Origin of the sequence: Streptomyces sp. SudanB182_2057, from assembly GCF_964272715.1 — a bacterium.
Taxonomy (GTDB): domain Bacteria; phylum Actinomycetota; class Actinomycetes; order Streptomycetales; family Streptomycetaceae; genus Streptomyces; species Streptomyces rubradiris.
Genome location: NZ_OZ186798.1, coordinates 4,874,445 through 4,901,075 on the forward strand (window position 1 = coordinate 4,874,445; position 26,631 = coordinate 4,901,075).

General features: G+C 73.7%; 23 protein-coding genes. 15 read left to right on the forward strand and 8 right to left on the reverse strand.

Annotated elements, in window-relative coordinates:
* The first annotated feature begins 11 nt into the window (after positions 1-11).
* The 4 genes from ACSURM_RS21505 (at position 12) to ACSURM_RS21520 (ending at position 3,619) form a co-directional block, all read left to right on the forward strand.
* Entirely contained in the window at positions 12-1,520 is a 1,509-nt protein-coding gene (locus tag ACSURM_RS21505; RefSeq protein ID WP_436957158.1) for a flavin-containing monooxygenase, read from the forward strand.
* Positions 1,517-2,452, forward strand: a complete 936-nt coding sequence (locus ACSURM_RS21510; RefSeq protein WP_436957160.1) for an alpha/beta fold hydrolase — start codon at positions 1,517-1,519, stop codon at positions 2,450-2,452. Before ACSURM_RS21505 ends, ACSURM_RS21510 begins: the two co-directional genes overlap by 4 nt.
* Positions 2,449-3,333 (forward strand): SDR family oxidoreductase, encoded by an 885-nt coding sequence (locus tag ACSURM_RS21515; protein WP_436957161.1) that lies wholly within the window; start codon positions 2,449-2,451, stop codon positions 3,331-3,333. Before ACSURM_RS21510 ends, ACSURM_RS21515 begins: the two co-directional genes overlap by 4 nt.
* Positions 3,334-3,421: 88 nt before the next feature.
* Entirely contained in the window at positions 3,422-3,619 is a 198-nt protein-coding gene (locus ACSURM_RS21520; RefSeq protein ID WP_030779080.1) for a hypothetical protein, read from the forward strand.
* A gap of 58 nt (positions 3,620-3,677) precedes the next feature.
* On the opposite strand, the gene ACSURM_RS21525 is transcribed toward ACSURM_RS21520, so the two are convergent.
* Positions 3,678-6,941: a S41 family peptidase gene (locus ACSURM_RS21525; protein WP_436957163.1), complete on the reverse strand. Its 3,264-nt coding sequence runs from the start codon at positions 6,939-6,941 to the stop codon at positions 3,678-3,680.
* Between the two features lie 188 nt (positions 6,942-7,129).
* Between ACSURM_RS21525 and ACSURM_RS21530 the strand changes: the two genes are divergently transcribed.
* The 4 genes from ACSURM_RS21530 (at position 7,130) to ACSURM_RS21545 (ending at position 11,080) form a co-directional block, all read left to right on the forward strand.
* The gene (locus tag ACSURM_RS21530) at positions 7,130-7,723 is read left to right on the forward strand and encodes a TetR/AcrR family transcriptional regulator (protein ID WP_436957165.1); all 594 of its coding nucleotides are present in this window, start codon (positions 7,130-7,132) and stop codon (positions 7,721-7,723) included.
* A gap of 115 nt (positions 7,724-7,838) precedes the next feature.
* Positions 7,839-10,043: an MMPL family transporter gene (locus tag ACSURM_RS21535; protein ID WP_436957167.1), complete on the forward strand. Its 2,205-nt coding sequence runs from the start codon at positions 7,839-7,841 to the stop codon at positions 10,041-10,043.
* A gap of 176 nt (positions 10,044-10,219) precedes the next feature.
* Positions 10,220-10,732, forward strand: a complete 513-nt coding sequence (locus ACSURM_RS21540; RefSeq protein WP_436957169.1) for a YbaK/EbsC family protein — start codon at positions 10,220-10,222, stop codon at positions 10,730-10,732.
* Positions 10,733-10,801: 69 nt separating this feature from the next.
* Positions 10,802-11,080: a DUF1876 domain-containing protein gene (locus tag ACSURM_RS21545; protein ID WP_436957171.1), complete on the forward strand. Its 279-nt coding sequence runs from the start codon at positions 10,802-10,804 to the stop codon at positions 11,078-11,080.
* Between the two features lie 34 nt (positions 11,081-11,114).
* On the opposite strand, the gene ACSURM_RS21550 is transcribed toward ACSURM_RS21545, so the two are convergent.
* The 4 genes from ACSURM_RS21550 to ACSURM_RS21565 all read right to left on the reverse strand — a co-directional run bounded on the left by ACSURM_RS21550 (position 11,115) and on the right by ACSURM_RS21565 (position 14,958).
* Positions 11,115-12,275: a serine hydrolase domain-containing protein gene (locus ACSURM_RS21550; RefSeq protein WP_436957173.1), complete on the reverse strand. Its 1,161-nt coding sequence runs from the start codon at positions 12,273-12,275 to the stop codon at positions 11,115-11,117.
* A gap of 118 nt (positions 12,276-12,393) precedes the next feature.
* On the reverse strand, positions 12,394-13,152 hold the full coding sequence (locus ACSURM_RS21555) for an energy-coupling factor ABC transporter ATP-binding protein (RefSeq protein ID WP_359045678.1): 759 nt from the start codon (positions 13,150-13,152) through the stop codon (positions 12,394-12,396).
* Positions 13,140-13,901 carry a cobalt ECF transporter T component CbiQ gene (cbiQ, locus tag ACSURM_RS21560; protein WP_436957174.1) on the reverse strand — a complete coding sequence of 254 codons (762 nt, stop codon included), beginning with the start codon at positions 13,899-13,901 and terminating at the stop codon, positions 13,140-13,142. Before cbiQ ends, ACSURM_RS21555 begins: the two co-directional genes overlap by 13 nt.
* Before the next feature lies 1 nt (position 13,902).
* The gene (locus ACSURM_RS21565; protein WP_436957176.1) at positions 13,903-14,958 is read right to left on the reverse strand and encodes an energy-coupling factor ABC transporter permease; all 1,056 of its coding nucleotides are present in this window, start codon (positions 14,956-14,958) and stop codon (positions 13,903-13,905) included.
* A 149-nt stretch (positions 14,959-15,107) separates the two neighbouring features.
* On the opposite strand from ACSURM_RS21565, the gene ACSURM_RS21570 reads away from it, so the two are divergent.
* A complete protein-coding gene (locus tag ACSURM_RS21570) occupies positions 15,108-15,446 on the forward strand; it encodes an SsgA family sporulation/cell division regulator (RefSeq protein WP_436957178.1) in 339 nt (112 codons plus the stop codon).
* Here ACSURM_RS21570 and ACSURM_RS21575 read toward each other — a convergent pair whose 3' ends face one another.
* The 3 genes from ACSURM_RS21575 to ACSURM_RS21585 form a co-directional block, all read right to left on the reverse strand.
* On the reverse strand, positions 15,447-17,114 hold the full coding sequence (locus tag ACSURM_RS21575; RefSeq protein ID WP_436957179.1) for a penicillin-binding transpeptidase domain-containing protein: 1,668 nt from the start codon (positions 17,112-17,114) through the stop codon (positions 15,447-15,449).
* A gap of 96 nt (positions 17,115-17,210) precedes the next feature.
* The gene (locus ACSURM_RS21580) at positions 17,211-18,848 is read right to left on the reverse strand and encodes a penicillin-binding transpeptidase domain-containing protein (protein WP_436957180.1); all 1,638 of its coding nucleotides are present in this window, start codon (positions 18,846-18,848) and stop codon (positions 17,211-17,213) included.
* Between the two features lie 109 nt (positions 18,849-18,957).
* Positions 18,958-20,715 (reverse strand): dolichyl-phosphate-mannose--protein mannosyltransferase, encoded by a 1,758-nt coding sequence (locus ACSURM_RS21585; RefSeq protein ID WP_436957181.1) that lies wholly within the window; start codon positions 20,713-20,715, stop codon positions 18,958-18,960.
* Between the two features lie 105 nt (positions 20,716-20,820).
* On the opposite strand from ACSURM_RS21585, the gene rsmI reads away from it, so the two are divergent.
* The 6 genes from rsmI (at position 20,821) to ACSURM_RS21615 (ending at position 26,628) form a co-directional block, all read left to right on the forward strand.
* Entirely contained in the window at positions 20,821-21,669 is an 849-nt protein-coding gene (gene rsmI / locus ACSURM_RS21590; protein ID WP_436957183.1) for a 16S rRNA (cytidine(1402)-2'-O)-methyltransferase, read from the forward strand.
* Positions 21,670-21,878: 209 nt separating this feature from the next.
* On the forward strand, positions 21,879-22,262 hold the full coding sequence (locus tag ACSURM_RS21595) for a hypothetical protein (RefSeq protein WP_436957185.1): 384 nt from the start codon (positions 21,879-21,881) through the stop codon (positions 22,260-22,262).
* Positions 22,263-22,332: 70 nt separating this feature from the next.
* Positions 22,333-23,241, forward strand: coding sequence for a TatD family hydrolase (locus tag ACSURM_RS21600; RefSeq protein WP_436957186.1), 909 nt, complete (start codon positions 22,333-22,335; stop codon positions 23,239-23,241).
* A gap of 133 nt (positions 23,242-23,374) precedes the next feature.
* Entirely contained in the window at positions 23,375-24,769 is a 1,395-nt protein-coding gene (locus ACSURM_RS21605) for a ubiquitin-like domain-containing protein (protein WP_436957188.1), read from the forward strand.
* 99 nt (positions 24,770-24,868) lie between these two features.
* Positions 24,869-25,738 (forward strand): 16S rRNA (adenine(1518)-N(6)/adenine(1519)-N(6))-dimethyltransferase RsmA, encoded by an 870-nt coding sequence (gene rsmA / locus ACSURM_RS21610; RefSeq protein WP_436957189.1) that lies wholly within the window; start codon positions 24,869-24,871, stop codon positions 25,736-25,738.
* Positions 25,735-26,628: a 4-(cytidine 5'-diphospho)-2-C-methyl-D-erythritol kinase gene (locus tag ACSURM_RS21615; protein ID WP_436957191.1), complete on the forward strand. Its 894-nt coding sequence runs from the start codon at positions 25,735-25,737 to the stop codon at positions 26,626-26,628. The genes rsmA and ACSURM_RS21615 overlap by 4 nt, the downstream gene beginning before the upstream one ends.
* Positions 26,629-26,631: the final 3 nt, after the last annotated feature.

Sequence of the window (26,631 nt, forward strand, 5' to 3'; positions counted from 1 at the left end):
GAGGCTTCGGGATGGCCGAGCACGAGCATGTACGGGTGGCGGTGATCGGGTCCGGGTTCGGCGGGCTGGGGGCCGCCGTGCGGCTGCGCCGGGAGGGAGTCACCGACTTCGTGGTCCTGGAACGGGCCGGCAGCGTCGGCGGCACCTGGCGGGACAACAGCTACCCAGGGTGCGCCTGTGACGTGCCCTCGCACCTGTACTCCTTCTCCTTCGCGCCCAACCCCGACTGGCCGCGCACCTTCTCCGGGCAGCGGCACATCCGCGCCTACCTGGAGCACGTCACCGACCTGTTCGGGCTGCGCCCGCACATCCGGTTCGACTCCGAGGTCAAGCTGATGACCTGGGACGCCGAGAACCTGTGGTGGACCATCGAGACCACCCGCGGCACCCTGCGCGCCGACGTCGTCGTCTCCGCCACCGGGCCGCTGTCCGACCCGAAGATCCCCGAGATCCCGGGCCTGGACTCCTTCCCGGGCAAGGTGTTCCACTCCGCCCGCTGGGACCACGACTACGACCTGCGCGGCAAGCGGGTCGCCATGGTCGGCACCGGCGCCTCCGCGATCCAGATCGTGCCCGCCATCCAGCCGCGGGTCGGCCGGCTCACCCTCTTCCAGCGCACCCCGCCGTGGGTGATGCCCCGCGTGGACCGCGCCATCAGCGGGCCCGAACGCTGGCTGCACCGGCGGCTGCCGGTCACCGCGCAGGCCCGGCGCGGGCTGCTGTGGGGCATCCGGGAACTCCAGGTGCAGGCGTTCACCAAGCGCCCCGACGAACTCGGGCTCGTCGAACAGCTCGCCAAGCGGAACATGGCCCGCGCCATCAAGGACCCCGCCCTGCGCGCCAAGCTCACCCCGGACTACCGCATAGGCTGCAAGCGGATCCTGCTGTCCAGCGAGTACTACCCGGCGCTCGCCCGGCCCAACGTGGACGTCGTCGCGAGCGGGCTCACCGAGATCCGCGGCTCCACGGTCGTGGCGGCCGACGGCACCGAGACCGAGGTCGACGCGATCATCTTCGGCACCGGTTTCCACGTCACGGACATGCCCATCGCCGAGCGGGTGGTCGGCGCCGACGGGACCACGCTCGCGGAGACCTGGAAGAACGGCATGCGGGCGCTGCGCGGCGCCTCGGCGGCCGGGTTCCCGAACTTCATGACGGTCATCGGGCCCAACACCGGCCTGGGCAACTCCTCCATGATCCTGATGATCGAGTCCCAGCTGAACTACCTGGCCGACTACCTGCGCCAGCTCGATGTCCTCGGGGGCCGCACCGCCCTGGACGCCCGGCCCGCCGCCGTGGACGCCTGGAACGAGCGGGTCCAGGAGCGGATGAAGCGGACCGTGTGGAACACCGGCGGCTGCACCAGCTGGTACCTGGACCCGAGCGGCCGCAACACCACCATCTGGCCCGGCACGACCACCGAGTTCCGGCGCGCCACCCGGCGGGTGGACCTCGCGGAGTACGAGGTGATCCGCAAGCCCGCGCCGGTGGCCGGCCGCCGGAGCGAGGCCCTCGCGTGAGCCGCCGCGCCCCGGCCGCCACCGGCCCCTGCGCCCCGCCCGTCCCCGCCCGCACGCTGACCGCCGTCTCCGCCGACGGCGCCCGGCTGCACGTCGAGGTGCACGGCCCCGAGGACGCGCCCGCCGTCGTGCTCGCCCACGGCTGGACCTGCTCTACGGCGTTCTGGGCGGCGCAGATACGGGACCTGGCCGCCGGTCACCGAGTGATCGTCTACGACCAGCGGGGGCACGGGCGCAGCCCGGCGAACCCCGTGTGCACCACCGACGCGCTGGCGGACGACCTGGAAGCGGTGCTCGCGCGGACCCTCGCACCCGGGGAGCAGGCGGTGATCGCCGGCCACTCCATGGGCGGCATGACGGTCATGGCCGCCGCCGGGCGCCCCGGCTTCCGGGAGCACGCCGCCGCCGTCCTGCTGTGCAGCACGGGCAGTTCGCGGCTGGTCGCCGAGTCGCGTGTGGTGCCGTTGCGCGCCGGGCGCCTGCGCACCTGGCTCACCGGGCGCGTCCTCGGCTCGCGCGCCCCGCTCGGACCGGTCACGCCGGTGGCGAAGAGCGTCCTCAAGTACGCCACCATGGGCGCCGGTTGCGCCCCGGACCGGGTCGAGACGTGCGCGCGGATCGTGCACGCCTGTCCGCGCGCGGTGCGCCACGCGTGGTCCGGGGTGCTGGCCACGCTCGATCTCGACCACGGCGTACGGCGGTTGACCGTGCCCACCGCCGTGCTGTGCGGCGCCTCCGACCGGCTCACGCCCCCGGTGCACGCCCGCGCGCTGGCCGCCGCGCTGCCGCACTGCCTCGGCCTCACCGAGCTGACCGGCGTCGGTCATATGACCCCCGTCGAGGCGCCGGAGACGGTGACCGGCCGCATCCGCGAACTCGTCGGCACGTATGTCACGGGGGCCGCCCCCGTGCGGATCAAGGAGGGCGCATGAGCAGGGTGAGCCTGGAAGGACAGGTCGCGGTCGTCACGGGGGCCGCGCGCGGTGTCGGTGAGCTGCTGGCGCGCAAACTGTCCGCGCGCGGGGCGCGGGTGGCGCTGGTCGGGCTGGAGGAGGAGGCGCTCAAGGAGGTCTCCGGGCGGCTGCACCACGACAGCGCCTACTGGTACGCCGACGTCACCGACCACGAGACCATGAGCCGGGTCGCGCGGGAGGTGAAGGAGCACTTCGGGAAGGTCGACATCGTCGTCGCCAACGCCGGTGTGGCGACCGGCGGTCCGTTCACGGACTCCGATCCGGTGGCCTGGCGGCGGGTGATCGAGGTGAACCTGATCGGTTCCGCGGTGACCGCGCGCGCCTTCCTGCCGGTGCTGGCGGAGAGCCGGGGCTATCTGCTGCAGATCGCCTCGCTGGCCGCGCTCACGCCCGCGCCGATGATGACGGCGTACTGCGCGTCCAAGGCCGGTGTGGAGGCGTACGCGCACAGCCTGCGCGCCGAGGTCGGCTACCAGGGCGTGCGGGTCGGCGTGGCCTACCTGTCGTGGACCGACACCGACATGGTGCGCGGCGCCGACAGGGACGACGTGATGCGCGAGCTGCGGCAGCGGCTGCCCTGGCCGTCGAACAAGACCTATCCGCTGGGCCCGGCGGTGGACCGGCTCGTCGCCGGGATCGAGCGGCGCTCGGCGCATGTGTACGGGCAGTGGTGGCTGCGCGGCATGCAGGGGGTGCGCGGCTATCTGCCGGCGCTCATCGGGACGGTCGGGCAGCGGGAGATGAAGCGGTTCGCGCCCCGGCTGCGGGGGATGTCCTCCGGGCTCGTCGGCGCAGGTGGGGCGGCCGACGAGGCGGCCCGCGCCACGCACCGTAACTGATCGACATGCGGCGGGTGTTGGCCCGTGTGAATCTGGTCGAGGCCCCAGCGAGGGGCCAACCCCCCACCCACCACGGGAGTGAACCCACATGGGTATGAAGGACCAGATGCAGGACAAGTCCCGCCAGGCCAAGGAGAAGGCCCAGGAGAAGGCGGGTCAGGCCCGCCAGAAGGCCGGTCAGCAGGGCCGGCAGGGCCAGCCGCAGCGCGGCACCCAGAACCACCGTGACATCGAGGACACGGAGCAGCAGGTGCGGGACCGGTTCAACCAGGACTACGACGCCTAGTCCGGTCTCAGACCCATGACGTGGGGTGCCCTTCGCCGGAGGGCACCCCACGCCCCGTCTACCCGGCCGGTCTCGGCGGCAGCTTCGGGCGGGTCCGGTCGGGCACGCCGGAGTAGTCCGGGGGGACCGCCGCCGGGTGGGTCTCCAGCAGCTCCAGGGCCAGCCGGACGGCCTCGCCCAGCACCGGGTAGCGGCCCTCGGCCCAGTCCACGGGGGTGCGCAGGACCTCCACGTCGGGGGCGACGCCGTGGTTCTCCACGGACCAGCCGTAGGCGTCGAACCAGGCCGCGTTCATCGGGACGGTGATGACGGTGCCGTCGCCCAGGCGGTGCCGCCCGGTCATGCCGACCACTCCGCCCCAGGTCCGCTGGCCGACGACCGGGCCCAGCCCCAGCAGCTTGAAGGCGGCCGTGATCATGTCGCCGTCCGAGGAGGTCGCCTCGTCGGCCAGGGCCACCACCGGCCCGCGCGGCGCGTTGGAGGCGTACGACACCGGTTGCGCGTCCCGGGTCAGGTCCCAGCCCAGGATCGTACGGGTCAGCTTCTCCACCACGAGTTCGCTGATGTGCCCGCCCGCGTTGCCGCGCACGTCCACGATCAGCGCCGGCCGGGACATCTCCATGCGCAGGTCGCGGTTGAACTGGGCCCAGCCGGAGCCGCCCATGTCGGGGATGTGCAGATAGCCGCACCGGCCGTCGCTCAACTCCCGCACCACGTCCCGGCGTTTGGCCACCCAGTCCTGGTACCGCAGCGGCCGTTCGTCGACGAGCGGGACGACGGCGACCCGCCGGGGTCCGCCGGGCTCGCCGTCCGGCGGGGTGAACGTCAGCTCCACGGTCGTACCGCCGGAACCGGCGAGCAGCGGGTAGGGGCCGGTCAGCGGATCGACCGGGCGGCCGTCGACATGGGTGAGGACGGCGCCCTCGCGGATGCCCGTGCCGGCCAGCGGGGAGCGGGCCCGGGAGTCGGAGGAGTCGCCGGCCAGGATGCGCCGTACCAGCCAGCGGCCGTCGTGGCAGACGAAGTTGGCGCCGAGCAGGCCCTGCCAGCGCTGGTAGTGGGCCGGGCCCTCGTTGCGGCGGGCGGCGGTGACATAGGCGTGGGAGGTGCCCAGTTCGCCCAGTACCTCGCGCAGCAGGTCGGCGAACTCGTCGGGGGAGGCGACGCGTTCGACCAGCGGGCGGTACTGGTCGAGGACCGCGTCCCAGTCGATGCCGCACATGCCCGGGTCCCAGAAGTAGGCGCGGATCAGCCGGCCCGCCTCGTCGTACGCCTGGCGCCACTCGGCGGGCGGGTCCACCTCGTGCAGGATGCGGCGCGCGTCGATCCACACGGTCGTGTCGCCGTCGCCCACCTCGGTCGATGGCACCGCCCGCAGGTCGCCCTCGTCCACCACGACCAGCCGGGTGCCGTCGCCGCTGACCGCGAACCAGTCCAGGTGGTCGACCAGTTCGGACTTCTTCGCCTTGGTGATGTTGAAGTACTCCAGGGTCGGGCGCCCGCTGACGTCGGCCGGGTTGACGAAGGTCTCGCCGAGCGCGCCGGAGATCGGCCAGCGCAGCCAGACCAGGCCGCCGCCCGCCACCGGGGCCAGCCCGGAGTACTTGGAGGCGATCACCGGGAACGGGGTGACCCGGTTCGCCAGCCCCTCCACCTCGACCGTGACCGTGCCGGCCTCGCCGGTCTCCTCGTCCTCCAGCGGATCCAGCCCGCCGGCGGCCGGCCGGCCCTCCGGGCTGAGCGCGAAGGGGGAGGGGGTCGCCGAGGACAGCGGGACGAGGTAGGGGCGGCAGCCGAGCGGGAAGGACAGGTCGCCGGTGTGCACGTCGTAGACCGGGTCGAAGCCGCGCCAGGACAGGAAGGCGAGGTAGCGGCCGTCGCGGGTGAAGACCGGGTTCTCGTCCTCGAAGCGGCCGTTGGTCACGTCCACGATCAGCCGGTCCTTGATGCGGGCCAGCTTGATCTGCCTCAGCGAGCGGCCGATGCCGGGGTGCGACCAGGTGAGCCAGGCGCCGTCCGGGGAGAAGGCGAGGTCGCGGACGGGCCCGTTGCCGGAGCGGATCAGCTCGGTGACCGTGCCCGTGTCGTCCGCGGCCCCTTCTTCGGGCTCGTCCGTCACGTCGATGAGCAGCAGCCGTCCGTCGTGCGAGGCGACCGCCAGCCGTTCGCCCAGCGGGTCGGAGGCCAGTTCCAGGACCCGGCCGAGGGCGCCGGAGGCCAGCCGGCGGGGGGCGCGGTCACCGGTGGCCCGGGGGAGCCGGGCGATCTCGACGGCGTCCGCGCCCTCGGCGTCGGTGACGCAGGCGACCTGCCCGGTCGAGCCCAGCATCTCCGGCAGCCGTACCCGTACGCCGGGCGTCTCGGTGAGGGTGCGGGCCGGGCCGTCGCGGTGGGTGAGCCAGTACAGGCTGCCGCGGACGACGACCGCGCTGGCCCGGCCGGTCTCGTCCACGGAGACGCCGTCCACGTGCTGCGCGGCCGGTACCTGATAGGGGCGGCGGCCGGTGCGCGGTCCGGCGAGCCGGACGTCGAGCCGGCGCGGTCCGGCGCCGGGGGACAGGTCGTCCACCAGCCACAGGTCGCCCGCGCACTGGTACACCACCCGGCTGCCGTCGCTCGCCGCGTGCCGGGCGTAGAAGGCGTCGTGGTCGGTGTGGCGGCGCAGGCCGGTGCCGTCGGGAGCGCAGGAGTAGAGGTTGCCGACGCCCTCGTGGTCGGAGAGGAAGGCGATCCGGCCGGCGACGAACATGGGGCAGGCCAGATGGCCGCCGAGGTCCGCCAGCAGCCGCTGCCCGTGCAGCCACAGGCGGCCCGTGGCGCCGCCGCGGTAGCGCTTCCAGGAGGCCGGTTCGTGCGGCGGGGTGCCGGTGAGCAGCAGGGTCCGGCGCTCGCCGCCGAGGCCGGTGACCTGGATGTCGGAGACCGGGCCCCAGGGCAGCCGGCCGCCCGGATCGCCGTCGGGCGGCACCTTGTAGGCCCAGGTGAAGTGGGAGAAGGGCTGGCCGTGGGAGGCGACGGCCAGGATGTCGCCGTCCGGGGTCCAGCCGCACACCTGGGTGTCGACGCTGCCCCAGTACGTCAGCCGGCGCGCGGGCCCGCCGCCTTCCACGTCGACGAGGTGGATCTCCGGGACGAGGCTGCGCCAGGAGGTGTAGGCGATGTGGCGGCCGTCGGGGGAGAAGCGCGGGTGGCCGGCCTTGGTGCGGTCCGCGGTGAGCCGCCAGGCGCGCTCCGGGGCGCCGAGGCGGGTCAGCCAGAGGTCGTCCTCGGCCACGAAGCACAGCAGGTCGCCGCTGAGGTGGGGGAAGCGCAGATAGCTCACCCTCCCCATGCTTTTCCGGGCACCGGGCACCGGCAACTCGTGGCCGGGGCGCCCGGGTCGGAGGCGTCGTTCTTACGGGCTCTTCACGTTCGTGACCCAGCACACGTACGAAACCGTTTCGTTTCGCTGAGCGTGCGGGGTATCTTCGGTGATACGAAGGCGGAAGACCCGGAGCGGAGGTGACCGGCATGACCGAAGGCGTCGCGACGACGCGCCGCAGTCGGATCACGCCCGAGCGCGAGGCCGAGCTGTACGAGGCCGTGCTCGACCTGCTCCGGGAGGTCGGCTACGACGCCCTCACCATGGACGCCGTGGCCGCCCGCACCCGCTCCAGCAAGGCCACGCTCTACCGCCAGTGGGGCGGCAAGGCCGAGCTGGTGGCGAAGGCCGTCCGGCACCACAAGCCGGGCCGGGCCGCGGCGGTGGACACCGGGTCGCTCAAGGGCGACCTGCACGCCCTCATCCTGCGCGCCGACGACTGCGAGATGCAGCAGAACTCGGAGCTGATGCGGGGCCTGGCCATGACGGTGCACGGCAACCCGGACCTGCTCAAGGCGTTCCGGGAGCACCTCATCGAGCCCGAGATGGCCGACTACCGCCGGGTGCTCCAGCGGGCGGTCGAGCGGGGCGAGGTCCGGGTGGACAACCCCGCGCTCGGCTTCGTGCGGCACATGATGATCGGCGCGTTCGCCGCCCGCATGATGCTCGACGAAGAGCCGCCGACGCGGGACTTCCTCCTCTCGTACATCGACGCCGTGGTCCTCCCCGCCCTCGGCGTCTGAAACCGACGGAAACCCCACTTCCCCAGCAAGCCCACCACCTGACGTCACCGCTCACGTCGTCGGGCTGATCACCCCTGCCCAGCTGAACCACGACTTGACCGGGAGAACGCCTTAAGTGGCCACGTTCCTGTACAAACTCGGCCGCCTCGCCTTCCGGCGACGGCACTTCGTCGCCCTGATATGGGTCGCGCTGCTCACCCTCGCCGGGGTGGGCGCCGCCTCCGCGCCGGCCCCCGGCAACACCTCCTTCTCCATCCCCGGCACCGAGGCCCAGAAGGCCTTCGACCTGCTGGAACAGCGCTTCCCCGGGATGAGCGCCGACGGCGCCACCGCCCGGGTCGTCTTCAAGGCCCCGAGTGGCGAGAAGATGACGGACGCCGGCAACAAGGCGGCCGTCGAGAAGACCGTGAAGGAACTGGGCGGCGGCCCCGAGGTCGCCTCCGTCGCCGACCCCTACACCGGGCACGCCGTCAGCAAGAACGGCACCATCGCGTACGCGTCGGTGAAGTACAAGGTCTCCGGCATGGAGCTGGCGGACACCACCCGTGACGACCTCAAGGAGGCCGCGCAGCACGCGCGGGACGCCGGGCTGACCGTCGAGATCGGCGGTGACGCGCTGAACGCGACGCCGGAGACCGGCTCCGGCGAGATCATCGGCATCGCGATCGCCGCCGTCGTCCTCGTCATCACCTTCGGCTCGCTGCTCGCCGCCGGGCTGCCGCTGCTGACCGCGATCATCGGCGTCGGCATCGGCGTCGCCTCGATCACCGCGCTGGCCTCCGCGCTGGACCTGGGCTCGACCACCTCCACCCTGGCCACGATGATCGGCCTCGCCGTCGGCATCGACTACGCCCTGTTCATCGTCTCCCGCTACCGCGCCGAACTCGCCGAGGGCCGCGAGCGCGAGGAGGCCGCCGGCCGCGCCGTCGGCACGGCGGGCTCCGCGGTGGTCTTCGCCGGCCTGACCGTCGTCATCGCCCTGGTCGGCCTGTCCGTCGTCAACATCCCGATGCTGACGAAGATGGGCATCGCGGCGGCGGGCACGGTAGCCATCGCCGTCCTCATCGCCCTGACGATGATCCCGGCGCTGCTCGGCTATGCCGGCCGCAAGGTCAAGCCGGCCGGCGAGAAGAGCAAGCTGCTCGGCGGCGGCCGTACGCCCAAGCGGCCCGGCCGCCCCAACATGGGCACCCGCTGGGCCCGGTTCGTCGTGCGCCGCCCGGTCGCCGTGCTGCTGCTCGGCGTCCTCGGCCTCGGCGCGGCGGCGCTCCCGGTCGCCTCCCTGGAGCTGGGCCTGCCCGACGACGGCTCGCAGCCCGTCTCCACCACCCAGCGCCGCGCCTACGACCTGCTCTCCGAGGGCTTCGGTCCCGGCTTCAACGGCCCGCTGATGGTCGTGGTCGACGCCAAGGACAGCGCCCGGCCCACGGACGCCTTCGCCAAGGTCGGCGCCGAGATCAAGGGCCTGAAGGACGTCGTCACGGTCACCCCGGCCGCGCCCAACAAGGCCGGCGACACCGCGACGATCACCGTGGTGCCCAACTCCAAGCCGTCCTCGGTCACCACCGAGGACCTGGTGCACGCCATCCGTGACAAGGGCGCGGAGATCACCCGGGACACCGGCGCCGAGGTGCTCGTCACCGGCTCCACGGCGATGAACATCGACGTCTCGCAGAAGCTGAACGACGCGCTGCTGCCGTATCTGGCCCTGGTGGTGGGGCTCGCGTTCCTGCTGCTGATCGTGGTGTTCCGCTCGGTGCTGGTCCCGCTGAAGGCGGCCCTCGGCTTCCTGCTGTCGGTGCTGGCCGCGCTCGGCGCCGTCGTCGCGGTCTTCCAGTGGGGCTGGCTGTCCGGCCTGATGAACGTCGAGCAGACCGGCCCGGTGATGTCGATGATGCCGATCTTCATGGTGGGCGTCGTCTTCGGCCTCGCGATGGACTACGAGGTGTTCCTCGTGACCCGGATGCGGGAGGCGTACGTCCACGGCGAGACGCCCGGCCAGGCCGTGGTGACCGGCTTCAAGCACGGCGCCCGGGTCGTGTCCGCCGCCGCCGTGATCATGATCGCCGTCTTCTCCGGCTTCATCGGCTCCAGCGAGTCGATGGTCAAGATGATCGGCTTCGGCCTCGCGATCGCCGTCTTCTTCGACGCGTTCGTCGTCCGCATGGCCATCGTCCCGGCGGTCCTCGCGCTGCTCGGCAAGCGGGCCTGGTGGCTGCCGAAGTGGCTGGACCGCGCGCTGCCCAACGTGGACGTGGAGGGCGAGGGCCTGCGCACCCAGGCCGACCCGGAGGAGGAGAAGGAACTGGTACGCGTCTGACGTACCGCTTTCCGCACCGACCGGCCGGTGAGGGTGCCCCGTGGGGACGGGGACGCGCCCTCACCGGCTTCGTCGTACAACCGGACGATCACGACGACGACGGGCCGGGGCCGCCTGCGGTTCCGGAGGGTGGAATTGCCGTGAGCGGTGGCCGGGGGTGTCGTAGCGTGCGGCGCATGACGACGACAGACGCCGCTACCGAAGAGTCCGGAGCCCATCCCCGGTTCGCCGAAGCGCTGCGGGCGCTCGGGCTGGAGGACCTCCTCGCGCGCACCCGCCGCTTCCCGGAGGCCACCCGCACCGCGGCCGAGGCCGCCGCCGCGGTCGGGTGCGAGCTGAGCCAGATCTGCAAGTCCCTGGTCTTCGCCGCCGACGGGGAGCCGGTGCTGGTGCTGATGGACGGGGCCTCGCGGGTGGACGTGGAGCGGGTGCGGCAGGAGCTGGGCGCCGGGAAGGTCGGCCGGGCCGACGCCCGGGTGGTGCGGGAGACCACCGGGTACGCCATCGGCGGTGTGCCGCCCTTCGGGCACCGCACCCGCACCCGGGTCCTGGCCGACCGCGGGCTGCTGGAGCACGACCTGGTGTGGGCGGCGGCCGGGACGCCGCACACCGTCTTCCCCGTGGCGCCGGAGGACCTCGTGGCGCACGCCGGCGCCACCGTCGCGGACATCCGCGAACGCACCGCCTGACACCGCCGACATGACGGGCCGGGGGGACAGGGCGCACCCTGGAAGCAGCGATTCTCGGAGGTGGTCGTGATGACGCACACCCCTGTCGGTTGGCACGTCGAGCTGGAGTTCAAGGAGGAGGACGACCAGCACACGCAGGCGGCGGCCCTGGTGCGCCTGCCCGACGGCAGCGAGGTACGGGCGCGCGGCCGGGCCAGCAGGCACCAGGTCGACGCCAACCAGCCCCGGGTCGGCGAGGAGATCGCCGGCGCCCGCGCCCTGAACGAGCTGGCCATGCAACTGCTGACCAAGGCGCACGAGGAGATCGACTCGGCGTCCGGGCGGACCTCCCACCCGATCCACGTGTGATCCGCGCCCGGCGTGCGCCGGGCGCGTCCGTGGCTCAGTCGAGCGCCGTGCGGACGGCCCGTACCAGCGCCTGCGCCCTCGGGTCCGCCGTCACGCTCGCGCGGAAGCCGTTGGTGACGTAGCCGAAGGCGATGCCGGACTCCGGGTCGGCGAAGGCGAGGGCGCCGCCGCGGCCGGGGTGCCCGAAGGACCCGGGGGACAGCAGCGGGGACGCGGCGCCGTGCAGCATGTAGCCGAGGCCGAAGCGGGTGCCGGCCACCAGCACCCGGTCCGGCCCGGCGGACCGCTCGGCACGGGCCGCCTCCATGGTCTCCGGGGTGAACAGCCGGGTGCCGCCGTCCACCTCGCCGATCAGCGCGGCGTAGAAACGGGCCAGTCCGTCGGCCGTGGCGATGCCGTTGGAGGCGGGCAGCGCGGCGGCGTGGTAGCCGGGGTCGTTCTCGTCCGGCTGCGGGGTGATCGCGGCGAACGCGCGGCGGGTGAGGGAGTCCGGGTCGGCGTAGGCCTCGGCCACCGCCCGCTTGGGACGGGTCCGCAGGCCGCCCGCCGTCTCGGGCGTCGCGGCGGGGCCGACCCGGCCCGCGCGGGCCCGCTCCGCCTCCGGCAGCCCCAGCCACAGGTCGGCGCCGACCGGCCCGGCGATCTCCTCGGACATCCACTCGCCCACCGGGCGGCCGGTGACCCGGCGCAGCAGTTCGCCGGTGAGCCAGCTGTAGGTCTGGGCGTGGTAGCCGTGGTCGGTGCCCGGCTCCCACACCGGCGCCTGGGCGGCCACGGCCGCGGCACCGAGGTCGGGGTCGGCGGCCTCGGCGGGGGTCAGCGGGCGGTCCAGCACCGGTACGCCCGCCCGGTGCGCGAGCAGGTGCCACACCCGCGCCCGCTCCTTGCCGGCCGCCTTGAACTCAGGCCAGTACGTGCCGACGGGGGCGTCCAGGTCCAGTTCGCCGCGCTGGTGCAGGAGCAGCAGGGCGGCGGCGGCCACGCCCTTGGTCGCCGAGCGCACGATCTGGGCGGTGCCGGGCTCCCAGGGCGCCGTACCGTCGATGTCCCGGGTGCCGGCCCACAGGTTCACCACCCGGTGTCCGTCGCGGTAGACCGCGACGGCCGCGCCGCGCTCGCCGAGCCGCGCGAAGTTCCCGGCGAACGCCTCCCTGACCGGCTCGAAGCCCTCGGCCACTGTGCCGTTCACGTCCACGTCCGCCATCCCTTCCCGATCGCCTGCGACAGTGGGTGCAACAGGGCGGGAACGCCTGTGATTCCTCGGTGGAACCGGTCCGGAGGAATCGTTATGTCGACGTTGCCGGGGCGGGGCGTCACGCGCCCATGGTCACGGACTTCGGGTCGAAGCCGAACGGCAGCTCCAGCCGGTGCGCCCGCATCAGCTCCTCGTCGGAGAGCAGCTCGCCGGTCGGGCCGTCCGCCGCGATCACGCCGTCACTGAGGATCAGGGAGCGGGGGCACAGCTCCAGCGCGTACGGCAGGTCGTGCGTGACCATGAGGACCGTCACGTCCAGCGAGCGCAGGATGTCGGCGAGCTCGCGGCGGGAGGCCGGATCCAGGTTGGACGACGGCTCGTCCAGCACCAGGATCTCCGGTTCCATCGCGAGCACGGTGGCCACCGCGACCCGGCGGCGCTGCCCGAAGGACAGGTGGTGCGGCGGCCGGTCGGCGAAGTCCCGCATGCCGACCCGCTCCAGCGCGGTGTCCACCCGCTCCTGGAGCGCGGCCCCCTTGATCCCGGCGGCGGCCGGGCCGAACGCCACGTCCTCCCGCACGGTCGGCATGAACAACTGGTCGTCCGGGTCCTGGAAGACGATGCCGACCTTCTGCCGGATCGCGGCCATGTGCTGCTTGCCGACCGGCAGCCCGGCCACGGTCACCGTGCCCGTGCCGCCGCTCAGGATGCCGTTGAGGTGCAGGACCAGGGTGGTCTTGCCGGCGCCGTTGGGGCCGAGCAGGGCGACCCGCTCGCCGCGCGCGAGGGAGAAGTCCACGCCGAACAGGGCCTGGTGTCCGTCCGGGTAGGCGAAGGCGAGGCCGGAGACCTCCAGAGAAGCAGTCACAGGAACCATCCCAGCAGACAGACGACGAGGGCGGCGCAGGGCAGGGTGAGGGCGTGCCGCCACTGGGCGCCGGAGGCGGTCACCTCGTCGATGACCGGCATCGATCCGGCGTAGCCCCGGCTCACCATGGCCAGGTGGACCCGCTCCCCGCGTTCGTAGGAGCGGATGAACAGCGCGCCGGCGGACTTGGCGAGCACGCCCCAGTGCCGCACGCCCTTCGCCTCGAAGCCGCGCGACTCCCGGGCGATCCGCATCCGGCGCATCTCGTCGGTGATGACGTCGCCGTAGCGGATCATGAAGGAGGCGATCTGCACGAGCAGCGGCGGCAGCTTCAGCCGTTGCAGGCCGAGCAGCAGTTCGCGCAGCTCGGTGGTGGCGGCCAGCAGCACGGAGGCGGCGACGCCGAGGGTGCCCTTGGCGAGCACGTTCCAGGCGCCCCACAGCCCGTTCACGCTGAGCGAGAGCCCGAGGACGTGCACCCGCTCGCCCTCCGCGACGAACGGCATGAGCACCGCGAACGTCACGAACGGCACCTCGATCAGCAGCCGCCGCAGCAGGAAACCGGCGGGCACGCGCGCGTGGTACGCGACGGACGCGAGCAGCACGGCGTACGCCGCGAACGCCCACATCGCCTCGCGCGGGGTCGACACCACGACCACCACGAACAGGAACGTGGCGGCGAGCTTGGTGTGCGGCGGCAGCCCGTGCACGGGCGAGTGCCCCCGCCGGTACAGCCGGTGCGCGTGTCCCGCCCCCATGTCAGACGCTCGTGTTCACGGGCGAGGCGTCGTCGGTGCGCCGCCTGCGCAGCGCCCAGAACACCGCGCTGCCCGCGACGACGGTGACGCCGACGCCGATGACGCCCGCGAGGCCGCCGGACAGCCGGGCGTCGGAGACGTCCTTCACGCCGTAGTCGGCCAGCGGCGAGTCGGCCGCGGCGTGCTCCTCCTCCTTCTTGTCGATCCCCTTGTCGTGCGCGACCTTCTCCAGGCCGTCGGGGTTGGCGGAGGCGTAGAAGCTGACGAAGCCGGCCAGGACCAGGGAGGTGACCAGGCCGGTCACCCACAGCGTGCGCCGCGAGGTGCGGGCCGCGGCGGGCACCGGGGTGGCGGGCTCGGCCGCGGGGGCGTCCACCAGGGTGCCGTTCACCCGCAGCTGGAGCCGCTGGCGCAGGCCGCGCGCCCCGTACACCAGGTCGGGGCGGACGGCGATGACGGCGCCGACCGTGAGCGCGGTGATGACCGCCTCGCCGATGCCGATGAGGACGTGGACGCCGATCATCGCGGTGGCGACCTTGCCGATGGCGACGTCCGTGGTGCCGCCGATCGCGTAGATCAGGGTGAAGGCGACGGCGGCCGCGGGCACGGAGACCAGCGCGGCGACGAAGGACGCCACGGTCACCGAGCGCCGCTTGCGGGGCAGCACGGCGAGCAGGCCGCGGAAGACGGCGTACGACACGACGGTGGTGACGAGCGCCATGTCGGTGATGTTCACGCCGAGCGCGGTCAGCCCGCCGTCGGCGAACAGCACGCCCTGCATCAGCAGCACCACGGACACGCACAGCACGGCCGTGTACGGTCCGACGAGTATCGCCGCCAGGGCACCGCCGAGGAGGTGTCCGCTGGTTCCGGCGGCGACGGGGAAGTTGAGCATCTGTACGGCGAAGATGAACGCGGCGACCAGACCGGCCAGCGGTGCGGTGCGCTCGTCCAGCTCGCGGCGGGCGCCGCGCAGGCTCACCGCGAGGGCGCCGGCGGCGACCACTCCGGTGACCGCGGAGGCCGGGGCGTCTATGAATCCGTCAGGTACATGCACCCGTCGATTTTAGGCCCTTGTTGCGAACCCCTCGCAAGAGAGACAAAGTCTCGTCTCCCACCGGGGGCGCGAACCGGAAAATGTGCCACTCTGGATGGAACCGGAGGAACAGCTTTCACATGGGTCACGGTGCGTGAAAGGGCGGTCCGATGTCTGTGGTCGAACAGTACGCACGCGCTCATATCGTCACGGACGAGGAGGGCCCGGGGTCCGTACCCGTCGTGCTGCGCTACGACCCCGACCGCGATCCCCGCTCCGTCCGCATCGGACTGCCCGGACCCCACGAGTGGACCTTCTCCCGGGCGCTGCTCGAACGGGGGCTGCGCGCGCCGGCCGGGACCGGCGAGGTCCGGGTGTGGCCCTGCGGGCGGGTCCAGGCCGTCGTGGAGTTCCATTCCGGCCACGGCGTGGACGTCGTGCAGTTCGATGCCAAGACCCTGCTGCGGTTCCTGCGCCGCACCTACACCGCCGAGCCGGTCCGCGGCTGATCAGCCGCCGAGCTTCAGCAGCGACGCCACGATGGGACCGGCCGTGTCGCCGCCGTGGCCGCCCGCCTGGACCACGCCCGCGGCGGCGAGGTCGCCCCGGTAGGCGGTGAACCAGCCGTTCGGCTTCTTCTGGCCGTCCACTTCCGCCGAACCGGTCTTCGCGCCGTAGTCCGGGCCGAGCCCCGCCATCGCCTCCGCCGCCGTGCCCGAGGCGGCCGTGTACCGCATCAGCTCGCGCAGCTGGGACAGGGTCTTCGGGGACAGGGTGCGCGCGGCGGTGGCCAGCGTCCGGTGGTCGACGGACGGCGCGACCAGGTACGGCTGGTGGAACGAGCCCGCCTTCACGGTGGCCGCGACCGACGCCATGTTCAGCGGGTTCATCCGCACCCCGCCCTGCCCGATCAGCTCGGCCGCCATCTGCGCCGCCGACTGCACCGGCACCGAGCCGTCGACGCTGGGCACGCCGATCGCCCAGTTGTTCATCGACAGCCCGAACACCTGCTGGGCCTGCCGGGTCAGGTCGTCGTTGTCCAGCTTCTTCGCCTGGCTGATGAAGGCGGTGTTGCAGGAGCGGGCGAAGCTCGCCTTGAACGTGCCGTCCTTGATCTCGAAGTCGTCGTCGTTGTGGAACTTCCAGCCGCCGTAGGTGAACGTCTTCGGGCAGGGGTGCCGCTTGTCCGCCGAGGCCAGGCCCTTGTCGATGAGCAGCGAGGCCGTGATGACCTTCATCGTGGAGCCGGGGGCGAGGGAGCCCTGGAAGGCGGTGTTGAAGCCGTGCCCGCTGTTGGCGACGGCGAGGATCTCGCCGGTGGAGGGCCGCAGCACGACCACCGATGCCTTCGCCCGCTTGTCCACCTGCCGCTCGGCCGCCGCCTGGAGCGCCGGGCTGAGCGTGGTGCGCACCGTGCCCGGGGTGCCCTCGCTCAGCTCCGCCAGCGTCTTGTCGGACAGCTTGGCGGCCTTGGACTCCGCGCCGCGCACCACGCGCAGCTCGATGCCCGCCTGGCCGCCGGCGGTCTTGCCGTACTTCTCCCGCAGCCCGTCCAGCACCGTGCCCAGCGACGGGTACCGGGCGGCGGTGAGCTCGCCGCCGTCGCGGTCCAGCGCCCTGACCGGCGGGGTGCCGGAGGCGCCGGTCACCAGCCGGTCGCCGTCCCTGAGGTCCGGATGGACGACGGCGGCGTGCCAGTCGACCCGCGGCTCGCCGTCACCCGGGCGGCGTACGACGGTGAGCGAGCTGCCGTAGGCCAGCGGCTTGCTGACGCCCTTGTAGGCCACGGTGGCGCGGACGTCGAAGGGCACCGTGCCGCCCTTGGCCGCCTTCGGGGTGAGGGTGACGCCCTCCAGATGGGCGTCCTTGGCGTAGCCGGTGAGTAGCGGGGCCGCCGCCGCGGGGTCGTCGGTGGCGGCGGCGGCCTCGGCGGCCTTGCCGTGCTGCCAGGCGGTGAGGAAGCGGGTGGCGGCCGTGCGGACCTCGGCGGCGGTGAGCGGGCCGGTCTTCACGTTCGCGCGGGCGGCCGCGGCGGCGGTGCCCTCGTCGGCCGCGGCCCCGCCGTCGTAGAGCGCGTAGAGGCCGACCCCGGCGCCGCCGACGACCACGGCGAGCATCCCGCCGAGTACGGCGGGTCGGGTCTTCCGTCGCTCGGCGACGCGCCTTCTCTTGCCCACAGCCTCAGTTCCTCCGCGCGCTCTCCAGGCTCTCCTAAGCCCTCACACTCCCCAACGACGGCTTTCACCTTACGGTCCCCGTCTTCACGGGTGATCTCAACCGGCGTTCCGTAGCACGGTTGCGACAATCGGCCCGGCGGCGTCGCTGCCGTGCCCGCCGTCCTGCACCATGGCCGCCGCCGCGACATCGCCCCGGTACCCGGTGAACCAGCTGTCCGAGCGGGCCGCGCCGTCGGTCTCGGCCGAGCCGGTCTTCGCGCCGACGTCCCCGCTCAGCCCGGCCATCACCCCGGCCGCGGTGCCGGAGCGCGCGGTGCGGTTCATCATCGCGCGCAACTGGCGGACGGTGTCCGGCGCGAGGCCGCGCGCGCGTGCCGGCTCGCGGCCGTCCAGGCTCAGCGGCACGATCACCGGCTGGCGGAAGACGCCGGTGATCGCGGTCGCCGTCACGGAGGCCATGTTCAGCGGGCTCATCTGCACCTGGCCCTGGCCGATCAGGCTCGCGGCGGTGTCCGGGCCGCCGGAGGCGGGGACCCGGCCGTCGAAGGTGGGCACGCCGGCCTGCCAGTCGTTCCGGCCCAGCCCGAACCGGTCCTCGGCCTCCCGGGTGAGGGAGTCGGGCTCCACCTCGTCGGCGAACTTGATGAACGCCGTGTTGCAGGAGCGGGCGAAGCTGTCGGCGAGGGTGGCGTTCTCGTCGGGCGCCAGTCCCTCGAGGTTCTGGAAGGTCTGGCTCTCCGAGACGGCCGAGGGCGGGCAGGGGGCCGGGCCGTCCGCCGTGGTCAGGCCGTTGTCGATGAGGGTCGCCGCGCTGACGATCTTCATGGTGGAGCCGGGGGCGCGTTCGCCGAGGAGGGCCGCGTCGAAGCCGTCCGTGCGGTTGTTGGCGACGGCGAGGATCCCCCCGGTGCTCGGCTCTACGGCCACCACCGAGGACTCGGGGTACCGCATCACGGCCGCCTCGGCCGCCGCCTGGACGCTCGCGCTGAGCGTGGTGGGAAGCCTGCCCGGTCTGCCCTTGACCAGGGTGACCAGCGGGGTGTCCGCAGCCTGGCCGCCGTCCGGCGTGGCCTGGTGGCGGATCACCAGCTCCACCCCGGACCTGCCGCCGGACTTCTCGCCGTACCGGCCGCGCAGCTCGTCCAGCAGACGGCCGAGCGAGGGGTACTTCTGCCGGTCCAGCACCTTCCCGGCGCGGTCCACGGCCTCGATCCGCGGGGCGGCCGCCTTCCCGGTGGTCAGCGTGTCGCCCTGGCGCAGCCGCGGGTGGACGACGGAGGGCCGCCAGTCGACCAGCGCCCGATGCGAGGTGACACCGCGTACGACGGTGAGCGTGCCGCGGTAGGACAGCGGCTTGGAGGCGCCGTCGTAGGACACCGTCGCGGTCACCGCGAAGGGCACCGTGTCGCCGTCGGGCGTGCCCGGTGCGATCCGCACCCCGCCTATGTGCGCGTCCTGGCTGTAGGCCGTCAGCAGCGCCTCGGCGGCCTGCGGGTGGTTGGTGTAGGAGGCCGCGGTCGCCGCGTCCCCCTTCTCCCAGGCGGCGAAGAACGCCTTGGTCGTCTCCCGCACCTCCGGCCCGCTGGGCGGCCCGGTCCGCGGGGGCGCCACGCCGGCCGCCGTGCCGCTGTCACCGCTCATCGCGGACGCGAAGTTGTAGAGCCCGTAGCCGGCGCCGCTCAGCAGCGTGACGCACACCCCGCCCACCACGGCCGCCTTGACCCCGTTGCGCATGACGCGGTCCCCCCTCCCGTTCAGCCCGTTGAACACGTTCAATTCGACGTGCTGAGGCACTGTAAGCGGTTGCGGTGCCGTTGGGGCGGGAGTTGTCGAACCGTGACGCCTAAACCCACGTATCCAGCCACATCCGCGACCGCCACGAGTCGATCGGGATCGCGGTGCCCGTGTACAGGGGCCAGAAGTAGATGAAGTTCCAGGCGATCAGCAGGACCAGGACGCCCGCCGCCGTCGCGCCGATCACCCGGCGGGTGTCGGTGGAGCGCGGCGGGCCGATGACCGCGCCCGTCATCATCGCCACCGCCAGGCACAGGAACGGCAGGAAGACGACCGCGTAGAACAGGAAGATCGTCCGCTCCTGGTACAGGAACCACGGCAGATAGCCGGCCGCGATCCCGCAGGCGATGGCACCGGCCCGCCAGTCACGGCGGAAGGCCCAGCGCCACAGCACGTAGGCGATCGCGAAGCAGGCCGCCCACCACAGCAGCGGCGTGCCGAGCGCCAGCACCTCCCGGGCGCACTTCTCCCCGGCGTCCGCGGGGCAGCCGTCGGTGCCGGGCCCGGGGGACTCGTAGAAGTACGACACCGGGCGGCCCAGCACGATCCAGCTCCACGGGTTGGACTGGTACGTGTGCGGCTGGTCCAGGCCGACGTGGAACTTGTACACCTCGTGCTCGTAGTGCCACAGGCTGCGCAGCCAGTCCGGCAGGAACGACCAGGTGCCGCCCCGGCCGTCGGTGGCCGCCCAGTCGCGGTAGTAGCCGCCCGTGCCGTCGGCGGGGGAGAGGATCCAGCCGGTCCAGGACGCCACGTAGACCACCAGCGCCACCGGGATCGTCGCCACGAACGCGGCACCGGTGTCGTACTTGAGGACCGCGAGGTACGGGCGACGGGCGCCGGCCACCTTGCGGGTGCCGACGTCCCACAGGACCGTCAGCACGCAGAACGCCGCCAGCACGTACAGGCCGTTCCACTTCGTGCCCACGGCCAGGCCCAGCAGCACGCCCGCCGTCCACCGCCAGGGGCGCCAGCCGAACCGGAAGTGGTCGGCGACGGCCGCGTCCGGCCGGACCCGGCCGTCCGGCCCGGCCGGCAGCGCGGCGGCCAGCCGCTCCCGGGCCCGGTCCCGGTCGACCACCAGCGCCCCGAACGCCGCCACCACGAAGAACATCAGCACGCCGTCCAGCAGCGACGTCCGGCTCATCACGAAGTGCAGCCCGTCCACCGCCATCAGCGCGCCCGCCAGGCAGCCCAGGAACGTCGAGCGGAACATCCGGCGCCCGATCCGGCACAGCAGCAGCACGCTCAGCGTCCCGAGCAGCGCCGTCATGAACCGCCAGCCGAACGGGTCGAACCCGAACAGCAGCTCCCCGAGCCCGATCACGTACTTGCCGACCGGCGGGTGCACCACGTACGACGGGTCGGTCGGCACCGCCAGGCCGTCATGCTGCTGGAGCACCATGTCGTTGGCGTTCTTGCCGTACTGGTCCCAGCTGACCTCGAACCCGCGGTGGACGAGCGCCCAGGCGTCCTTGGCGTAGTACGTCTCGTCGAATATCACCGCCCGCGGACTGCCCAGGTTCCAGAACCGCGTCAGGCCCGCCAGCAGCGTCACCAGCAGCGGCCCGCCCCAGCCCGACCAGCGCGTGAGCCGCTCGGCCAGGACCGGCGAGGCGCCCAGCACCCGCCACAGCCGCGGGCTCGGCTGCGCGTACGGCGGCACCAGCCGGTCGCGCACGTCGCCGGCCGGCGCGTCCTTGCCCGGCGCGTAACCGAATCGGCGCAGCCGCCGCTGCCACGACGGCCGCCCCTCGTGCGGTGCCTGGCCCTGCCGGAGGTCCGTGGAGGACGCGGTACTGGTCACCGCGCCATCGTAGGGAACCGTCCTGTGCGAGTCCCGCGCATGGGCGGTACCGGTCGCCGGGCGCGCGTTTTCCCTCCCCGGCGCGGGCCCTGGGAGGATGGGGGCGTGACTGGAACCCTTGTCCTGGCAGGTACCCCCATCGGCGACATCGCGGACGCGCCGCCCCGGCTGGCCGAGGAGCTGGCCGCGGCCGACGTGGTCGCCGCCGAGGACACCCGGCGGCTGCGCCGGCTCACCCAGGCGCTGGGCGTCACCCCCAAGGGCCGCGTGGTCTCCTACTTCGAGGGCAACGAGTCCGCCCGCACCCCCGAGCTGGTCGACGAACTGCTCGGCGGGGCGCGCGTGCTGCTGGTGACCGACGCGGGCATGCCGTCCGTCTCCGACCCCGGCTACCGGCTGGTCGCCGCCGCCGTGGAGCGGGACGTCCGGGTCACCGCCGTGCCCGGCCCGTCCGCCGTGCTCACCGCGCTCGCCCTGTCCGGGCTGCCCGTGGACCGGTTCTGCTTCGAGGGCTTCCTGCCGCGCAAGGCCGGCGAGCGGCTGTCCCGGCTGCGCGAGGTGGCGGCCGAGCGGCGCACCCTCGTCTACTTCGAGGCCCCGCACCGGCTCGACGACACCCTCGCCGCGATGGCCGAGGTCTTCGGCGCGGACCGGCGGGCCGCCGTCTGCCGCGAGCTGACCAAGACGTACGAGGAGGTGCGGCGCGGCCCGCTGGCCGAGCTGGCGCGGTGGGCCGCGGAGGGCGTGCGCGGGGAGATCACCGTCGTGGTCGAGGGGGCGCCGGAGACCGGGCCGGAGGAACTGGACGCGGAGGAACTGGTGCGCCGGGTCCGGGTCCGGGAGGAGGCCGGGGAGCGCCGCAAGGAGGCGATCGCGGCGGTGGCGGTGGAGGCGGGTCTGCCCAAGCGGGTGGTCTTCGACGCCGTCGTCGCCGCCAAGCGGGCCGGTGGGTGACGACCGGTCCGCCGGGCAGGGCCGTGGGCCTCGGCTCCCCATCCGCCGGTAAAGAGCCGCCCTCGTCGGCAAAGCCCAGTCGCCCCAGACGGCTCGTTCGGGCAAGCCGGGGCCAAATGAGGGCCAACAGTCGGCAGGCCGGATGCGCGCGCGCCGGCCGGGGCGTCCACTGGAGGCGAGGACGCACCCGTCCGACAGGGAGCCGGTACATGAGTGACATAGCGTCGTACGCCTTCGCCTGCATGCGCTGCGGGTATGGCTGGGAGCAGTCGTACGCGGTCGAGCACCGCACGAACGCCGAGGGGGAGCAGGTCGTGCGGTACCTGGCAGACGGCCGGGTGGTGCCGTCACCGCTGAGCCGGCCGGTCTGCCAGTACTGCGACGGCCACCTCGTACGGATCATGCGCGCGGGCCAGGTGGCCTCCGTGCGCGCGGCGGCCGACGGTCCGCCCCACCGGGTGCCCGCGGCGGGCCCGGTCGAGGTGCCACGGGTGCCGGCGGCGGGCCCGGCCGAGGTGCCGGGGCGGGCCGGACGGCCGCACCACTGGCACCTGTCCGGCCTGCTGCACCCGTTCCACCGCAAGGCCGGCTGAGCGGAGCGGCGGACGGCCGGGGCATGCCGCGGCGGACGGCCGGGGCATGCCCCTTTCGTAGGATCGGGGCATGCCTTCGAACGCCGGCCACAGCTCCCAGGGCGACGACAAGCACGACAAGAACGCCGCGCCGCCGCTCCCGGTGCCGCTGCGGGTGCCCGTCGCCGACTCCCACACCCACCTCGACATGCAGTCCGGCACGGTCGAGGAGGGCCTGGCGAAGGCCGCCTCGGTGGGCGTCACGACGGTCGTCCAGGTCGGCTGCGACATCAAGGGCTCGCGGTGGGCGGCCGAGACCGCCGCAGCGTACGACAGCGTCCACGCGGCCGTCGCCCTGCACCCCAACGAGGCGCCGCGCATCGTCCACGGCGACCCCGACGGCTGGTCCCGGCAGGGGGCGCGGGCGGCGGGCGGGGACGCGGCGCTGGACGAGGCCCTCGCCGAGATCGACCGGCTGGCCGCGCTGCCGCACGTCAAGGGCGTCGGCGAGACGGGCCTGGACTACTTCCGCACCGGCCCCGAGGGCAAGGCCGCCCAGGAGCGCTCCTTCCGGGCCCACATCGAGATCGCCAAGCGGCACGGCAAGGCGCTCGTCATCCACGACCGCGACGCCCACGCCGACGTGCTGCGGATCCTGAAGGAGGAGGGCGCCCCCGAGCGCACCGTCTTCCACTGCTACTCCGGCGACGCCGAGATGGCCGGGATCTGCGCCCGCGAGGGCTACTTCATGTCCTTCGCCGGCAACGTCACCTTCAAGAACGCCCAGAACCTCCGGGACGCCCTCGCCGTCGCCCCGCTGGAACTGGTCCTGGTGGAGACCGACGCGCCGTTCCTCACCCCGGCGCCGTACCGCGGACGGCCGAACGCGCCGTATCTCGTTCCGGTCACGGTCCGCGCGATGGCCGCCGTGCGCGGCACCGACGAGGACACGCTGGCGACGGCCCTGGCCGCGAACACCGCCCGCGCCTTCGACTACTGACGGTCACCGCCCGCCGCCGGTCGCCCACCCGTGGCGACCGTGCGTAGTCGTGCCGCTTTGGAGAGTGACCGCCGCTCCGCTAGGTTCTGGGGGCCCGATCCGGACCCCTCTGGCCCCCTGGAGCGTGTCGGCCGTGAGCAAGTCGCAGTACGAGACGTATGAGGCGTACGGCCCCGGCGCCGCACCGCCCGGCGTGCCCGGCGGCGTGCCGCCGGGCCGGTACGACGCGGAGCCGGTGGCGCACGCGCGGGCGGGCGAGCCGGTGCTGCCCCGGCAGGGCGCGGGCGCGGCGCCGGGGGAGGCGGCACGCGAGCACGGCGGACACGGCTCCGCGGACCTCCCGGTGGAGCACCCGGGCCTCCGGGCGGACGGCGACGGCGGGGAGCCGGACGGGCGGGCCGCGCGCCGGCGCGCGGCCCGCGGCGGCGACCGCCCGGAATCCGCCGTGCGCCGCCTGCTGCCGCAGGCGCTCGTCGTGGCCTTCCTCGCGGGCGGCACCGGCGCCTTCGTCGCCAAGGACAAGGCGATCGAACTGAGCGTCGACGGCAACCGGCGCACCCTGCACACCTTCGCCGACGACGTGGGCGAGCTGCTCGCCGAGGAGGGCGTACGGGTGGGGGAGCACGACATGGTCGCGCCCGACCCCGGCACCGAACTCACCAGCGGCGACGAGGTCGCGGTGCGCTACGGCCGCCCCGTACGGCTCACCCTGGACGGCCGCCGGCAGCAGGTGTGGACGACGGCGCACACCGTGGCCGGCGCGCTGGACCAGCTGGGGGTGCGCGCCGAGGGCGCCTATCTGTCGGCCTCCCGCTCCCGGCGCATCTCACGCGCCGGGCTCGCGCTCGACGTGCGCACCGAGCGGGCCGTCACCGTCATGGCGGACGGCCGGACCCGGACCGTCCGCACCAACGCGGCCACCGTCCGGGAGGCCGTCGAGGCGGCCGGGATCACCCTGCGCGGCCAGGACACCCTCTCCGTCCCGGGGGACAGTTTCCCGCGCGACGGACAGACCGTGACCGTGCTGCGGGTGACCGGCCGGCGGGAGGTCCACGAGGAGCCGATCCCGTTCCCGTCCGTACGGATCGCCGACCCCGCGCTCTTGCAGGGTACCGAGGTCGTCACCCAGCCCGGCCGGCCCGGGCTGCGCCGCACCGTGTACTACGTCCGTTCCGTCAACGGGGTCCGGCAGCGCCCGCGCCCGGAGAGCACCGAGCTGGTGCGCGCGCCCCGCACCCAGGTGGTGAAGGTCGGCACCCGGCCCCGGCCCGCCTCCGTGCACGACGCCGACCACCTGAACTGGCACGCCCTCGCCGTCTGCGAGTCCGGCGCCCGCCCGGACGCCGTCGATCCCTCGGGCACCTACGGCGGCCTCTACCAGTTCGACGCCCGCACCTGGCACAGCCTCGGCGGCAAGGGCCGCCCCCAGGACGCCTCCCCGGCGGAACAGACGTACCGCGCGAAGAAGCTGTACGTACAGCGAGGGGCAAGCCCGTGGCCGCACTGCGGCGCGAGGCTGCGGGGCTAGGCCCTGTCGTCGAACTCCCGCCTGCCTCGCTAGTCCCCCGGCCCGCCGCTCCCGCCTCCCGCGGCACCCCGGCCCCCCGCACCCCCGTACCCTTGTCCCGTGACCAGCCCCATCCCCGACGCCCTCCTCGGCCCCGCCGACATCCGTGAGCTCGCGGCAGCGCTCGGTGTCCGCCCCACCAAGCAGCGCGGCCAGAACTTCGTGATCGACGCCAACACCGTCCGCCGGATCGTCCGCACCGCCGAGGTCCGCCCCGACGACGTGGTGGTGGAGGTCGGCCCCGGGCTCGGCTCGCTCACCCTCGCGCTGCTGGAGGTCGCCGACCGGGTCACCGCCGTCGAGATCGACGACGTGCTCGCCGGCGCCCTCCCCGCGACCATCGCCGCGCGCATGCCCGAGCGCGCCGACCGGTTCGCGCTGGTCCACTCCGACGCGATGCACGTCACCGAGCTGCCCGGCCCCGCGCCGACGGCCCTGGTGGCGAACCTGCCGTACAACGTGGCCGTGCCGGTGCTGCTGCACATGCTCGACACCTTCCCGAGCATCGAGCGGACGCTGGTGATGGTGCAGTCCGAGGTCGCCGACCGGCTCGCCGCCGCGCCCGGGAACAAGGTGTACGGCGTGCCGTCCGTGAAGGCCAACTGGTACGCCGAGGTGAAGCGGGCCGGGGCCATCGGCCGGAACGTGTTCTGGCCGGCGCCGAACGTCGACAGCGGACTGGTGTCCCTGGTCCGGCGGACCGAGCCGATCAAGACGTCCGCCACCAAGCGGGAGGTCTTCGCGGTGGTCGACGCGGCGTTCGCGCAGCGCCGCAAGACCCTGCGGGCCGCGCTCGCCGGGTGGGCCGGCTCCGCGGCGGCGGCCGAGGCGGCCCTGGTCGCGGCCGGGGTCTCGCCGCAGGCGCGCGGGGAGTCGCTGACGGTCGAGGAGTTCGCGCGGATCGCGGAACACAAGGAGAGCGGCGAGTGAGCGTCACGGTACGCGTCCCGGCCAAGGTCAACGTCCAGCTCGCGGTGGGCGCCGCCCGCCCCGACGGGTTCCACGACCTGGCCAACGTCTTCCTCGCCGTCGGCCTCTACGACGAGGTGACGGTGACCCCGGCGGCGGAACTCCGGATCACCTGCGACGGCCCGGACGCCGGCCAGGTCCCCCTGGACCGCACCAATCTCGCCGCGCGCGCGGCGATCGCCCTCGCCGGGCGCCGGGGCATCGAGCCGAACGTGCACCTCCACATCGCCAAGGACATCCCCGTCGCCGGCGGCATGGCGGGCGGCAGCGCGGACGGCGCGGGCGCGCTGCTCGCCTGCGACACGCTGTGGGGCACGGGCGCCTCGCGCGAGGAGCTCCTGGAGATCTGCGCGGAGCTGGGCAGCGACGTGCCGTTCAGCCTGGTCGGCGGGGCGGCGCTCGGGGTCGGGCGCGGTGAGCGGCTGACCGCCCTGGAGGTCGGCGGCACCTTCCACTGGGTGTTCGCGATGGCCGGGCGCGGGCTGTCCACCCCGGCGGTGTTCCGCGAGTTCGACCGGCTGGCCGAGGGCCGCGGGATCCCGGAGCCGGTGGCGTCGGAGGATCTGCTGGCGGCGCTGGCGAAGGGCGACGTGGACGCGCTGGCGGCAGCCGTCTCCAACGATCTTCAGCCGGCGGCCCTGTCCCTCTTCCCGGAGCTGGCGGACACGCTGGCGGCGGGGCGCGGCGCGGGAGCACTGGCCGCGCTGGTCTCCGGGTCCGGCCCTACGACGGCGTTCCTCGCCCGGGACGCCGAGGCGGCGAAGAAGGTGGCCGAGGCCCTGCGGATGTCGGGGACGTGCGGGGCGGTACGGGTGGCGGCGGGGCCGGTGGCGGGGGCGACGGTTCTCTGATGC

Excerpts from the sequence above, each read along its gene's own strand:
- ACSURM_RS21545 (WP_436957171.1), top strand. The coding sequence starts at position 10,802 with ATGACGCACACCCCTGTCGGTTGGCACGTCGAGCTGGAGTTCAAGGAG.
- ACSURM_RS21580 (WP_436957180.1), bottom strand. The coding sequence starts at position 18,848 with ATGCGCAACGGGGTCAAGGCGGCCGTGGTGGGCGGGGTGTGCGTCACG.
- cbiQ (WP_436957174.1), bottom strand. The coding sequence starts at position 13,901 with ATGGGGGCGGGACACGCGCACCGGCTGTACCGGCGGGGGCACTCGCCC.
- ACSURM_RS21555 (WP_359045678.1), bottom strand. The coding sequence starts at position 13,152 with ATGGTTCCTGTGACTGCTTCTCTGGAGGTCTCCGGCCTCGCCTTCGCC.
- ACSURM_RS21595 (WP_436957185.1), top strand. The coding sequence starts at position 21,879 with ATGAGTGACATAGCGTCGTACGCCTTCGCCTGCATGCGCTGCGGGTAT.
- ACSURM_RS21515 (WP_436957161.1), top strand. The coding sequence starts at position 2,449 with ATGAGCAGGGTGAGCCTGGAAGGACAGGTCGCGGTCGTCACGGGGGCC.
- ACSURM_RS21570 (WP_436957178.1), top strand. The coding sequence starts at position 15,108 with ATGTCTGTGGTCGAACAGTACGCACGCGCTCATATCGTCACGGACGAG.
- ACSURM_RS21540 (WP_436957169.1), top strand. The coding sequence starts at position 10,220 with ATGACGACGACAGACGCCGCTACCGAAGAGTCCGGAGCCCATCCCCGG.
- ACSURM_RS21520 (WP_030779080.1), top strand. The coding sequence starts at position 3,422 with ATGGGTATGAAGGACCAGATGCAGGACAAGTCCCGCCAGGCCAAGGAG.
- ACSURM_RS21600 (WP_436957186.1), top strand. The coding sequence starts at position 22,333 with ATGCCTTCGAACGCCGGCCACAGCTCCCAGGGCGACGACAAGCACGAC.
- ACSURM_RS21530 (WP_436957165.1), top strand. The coding sequence starts at position 7,130 with ATGACCGAAGGCGTCGCGACGACGCGCCGCAGTCGGATCACGCCCGAG.
- ACSURM_RS21505 (WP_436957158.1), top strand. The coding sequence starts at position 12 with ATGGCCGAGCACGAGCATGTACGGGTGGCGGTGATCGGGTCCGGGTTC.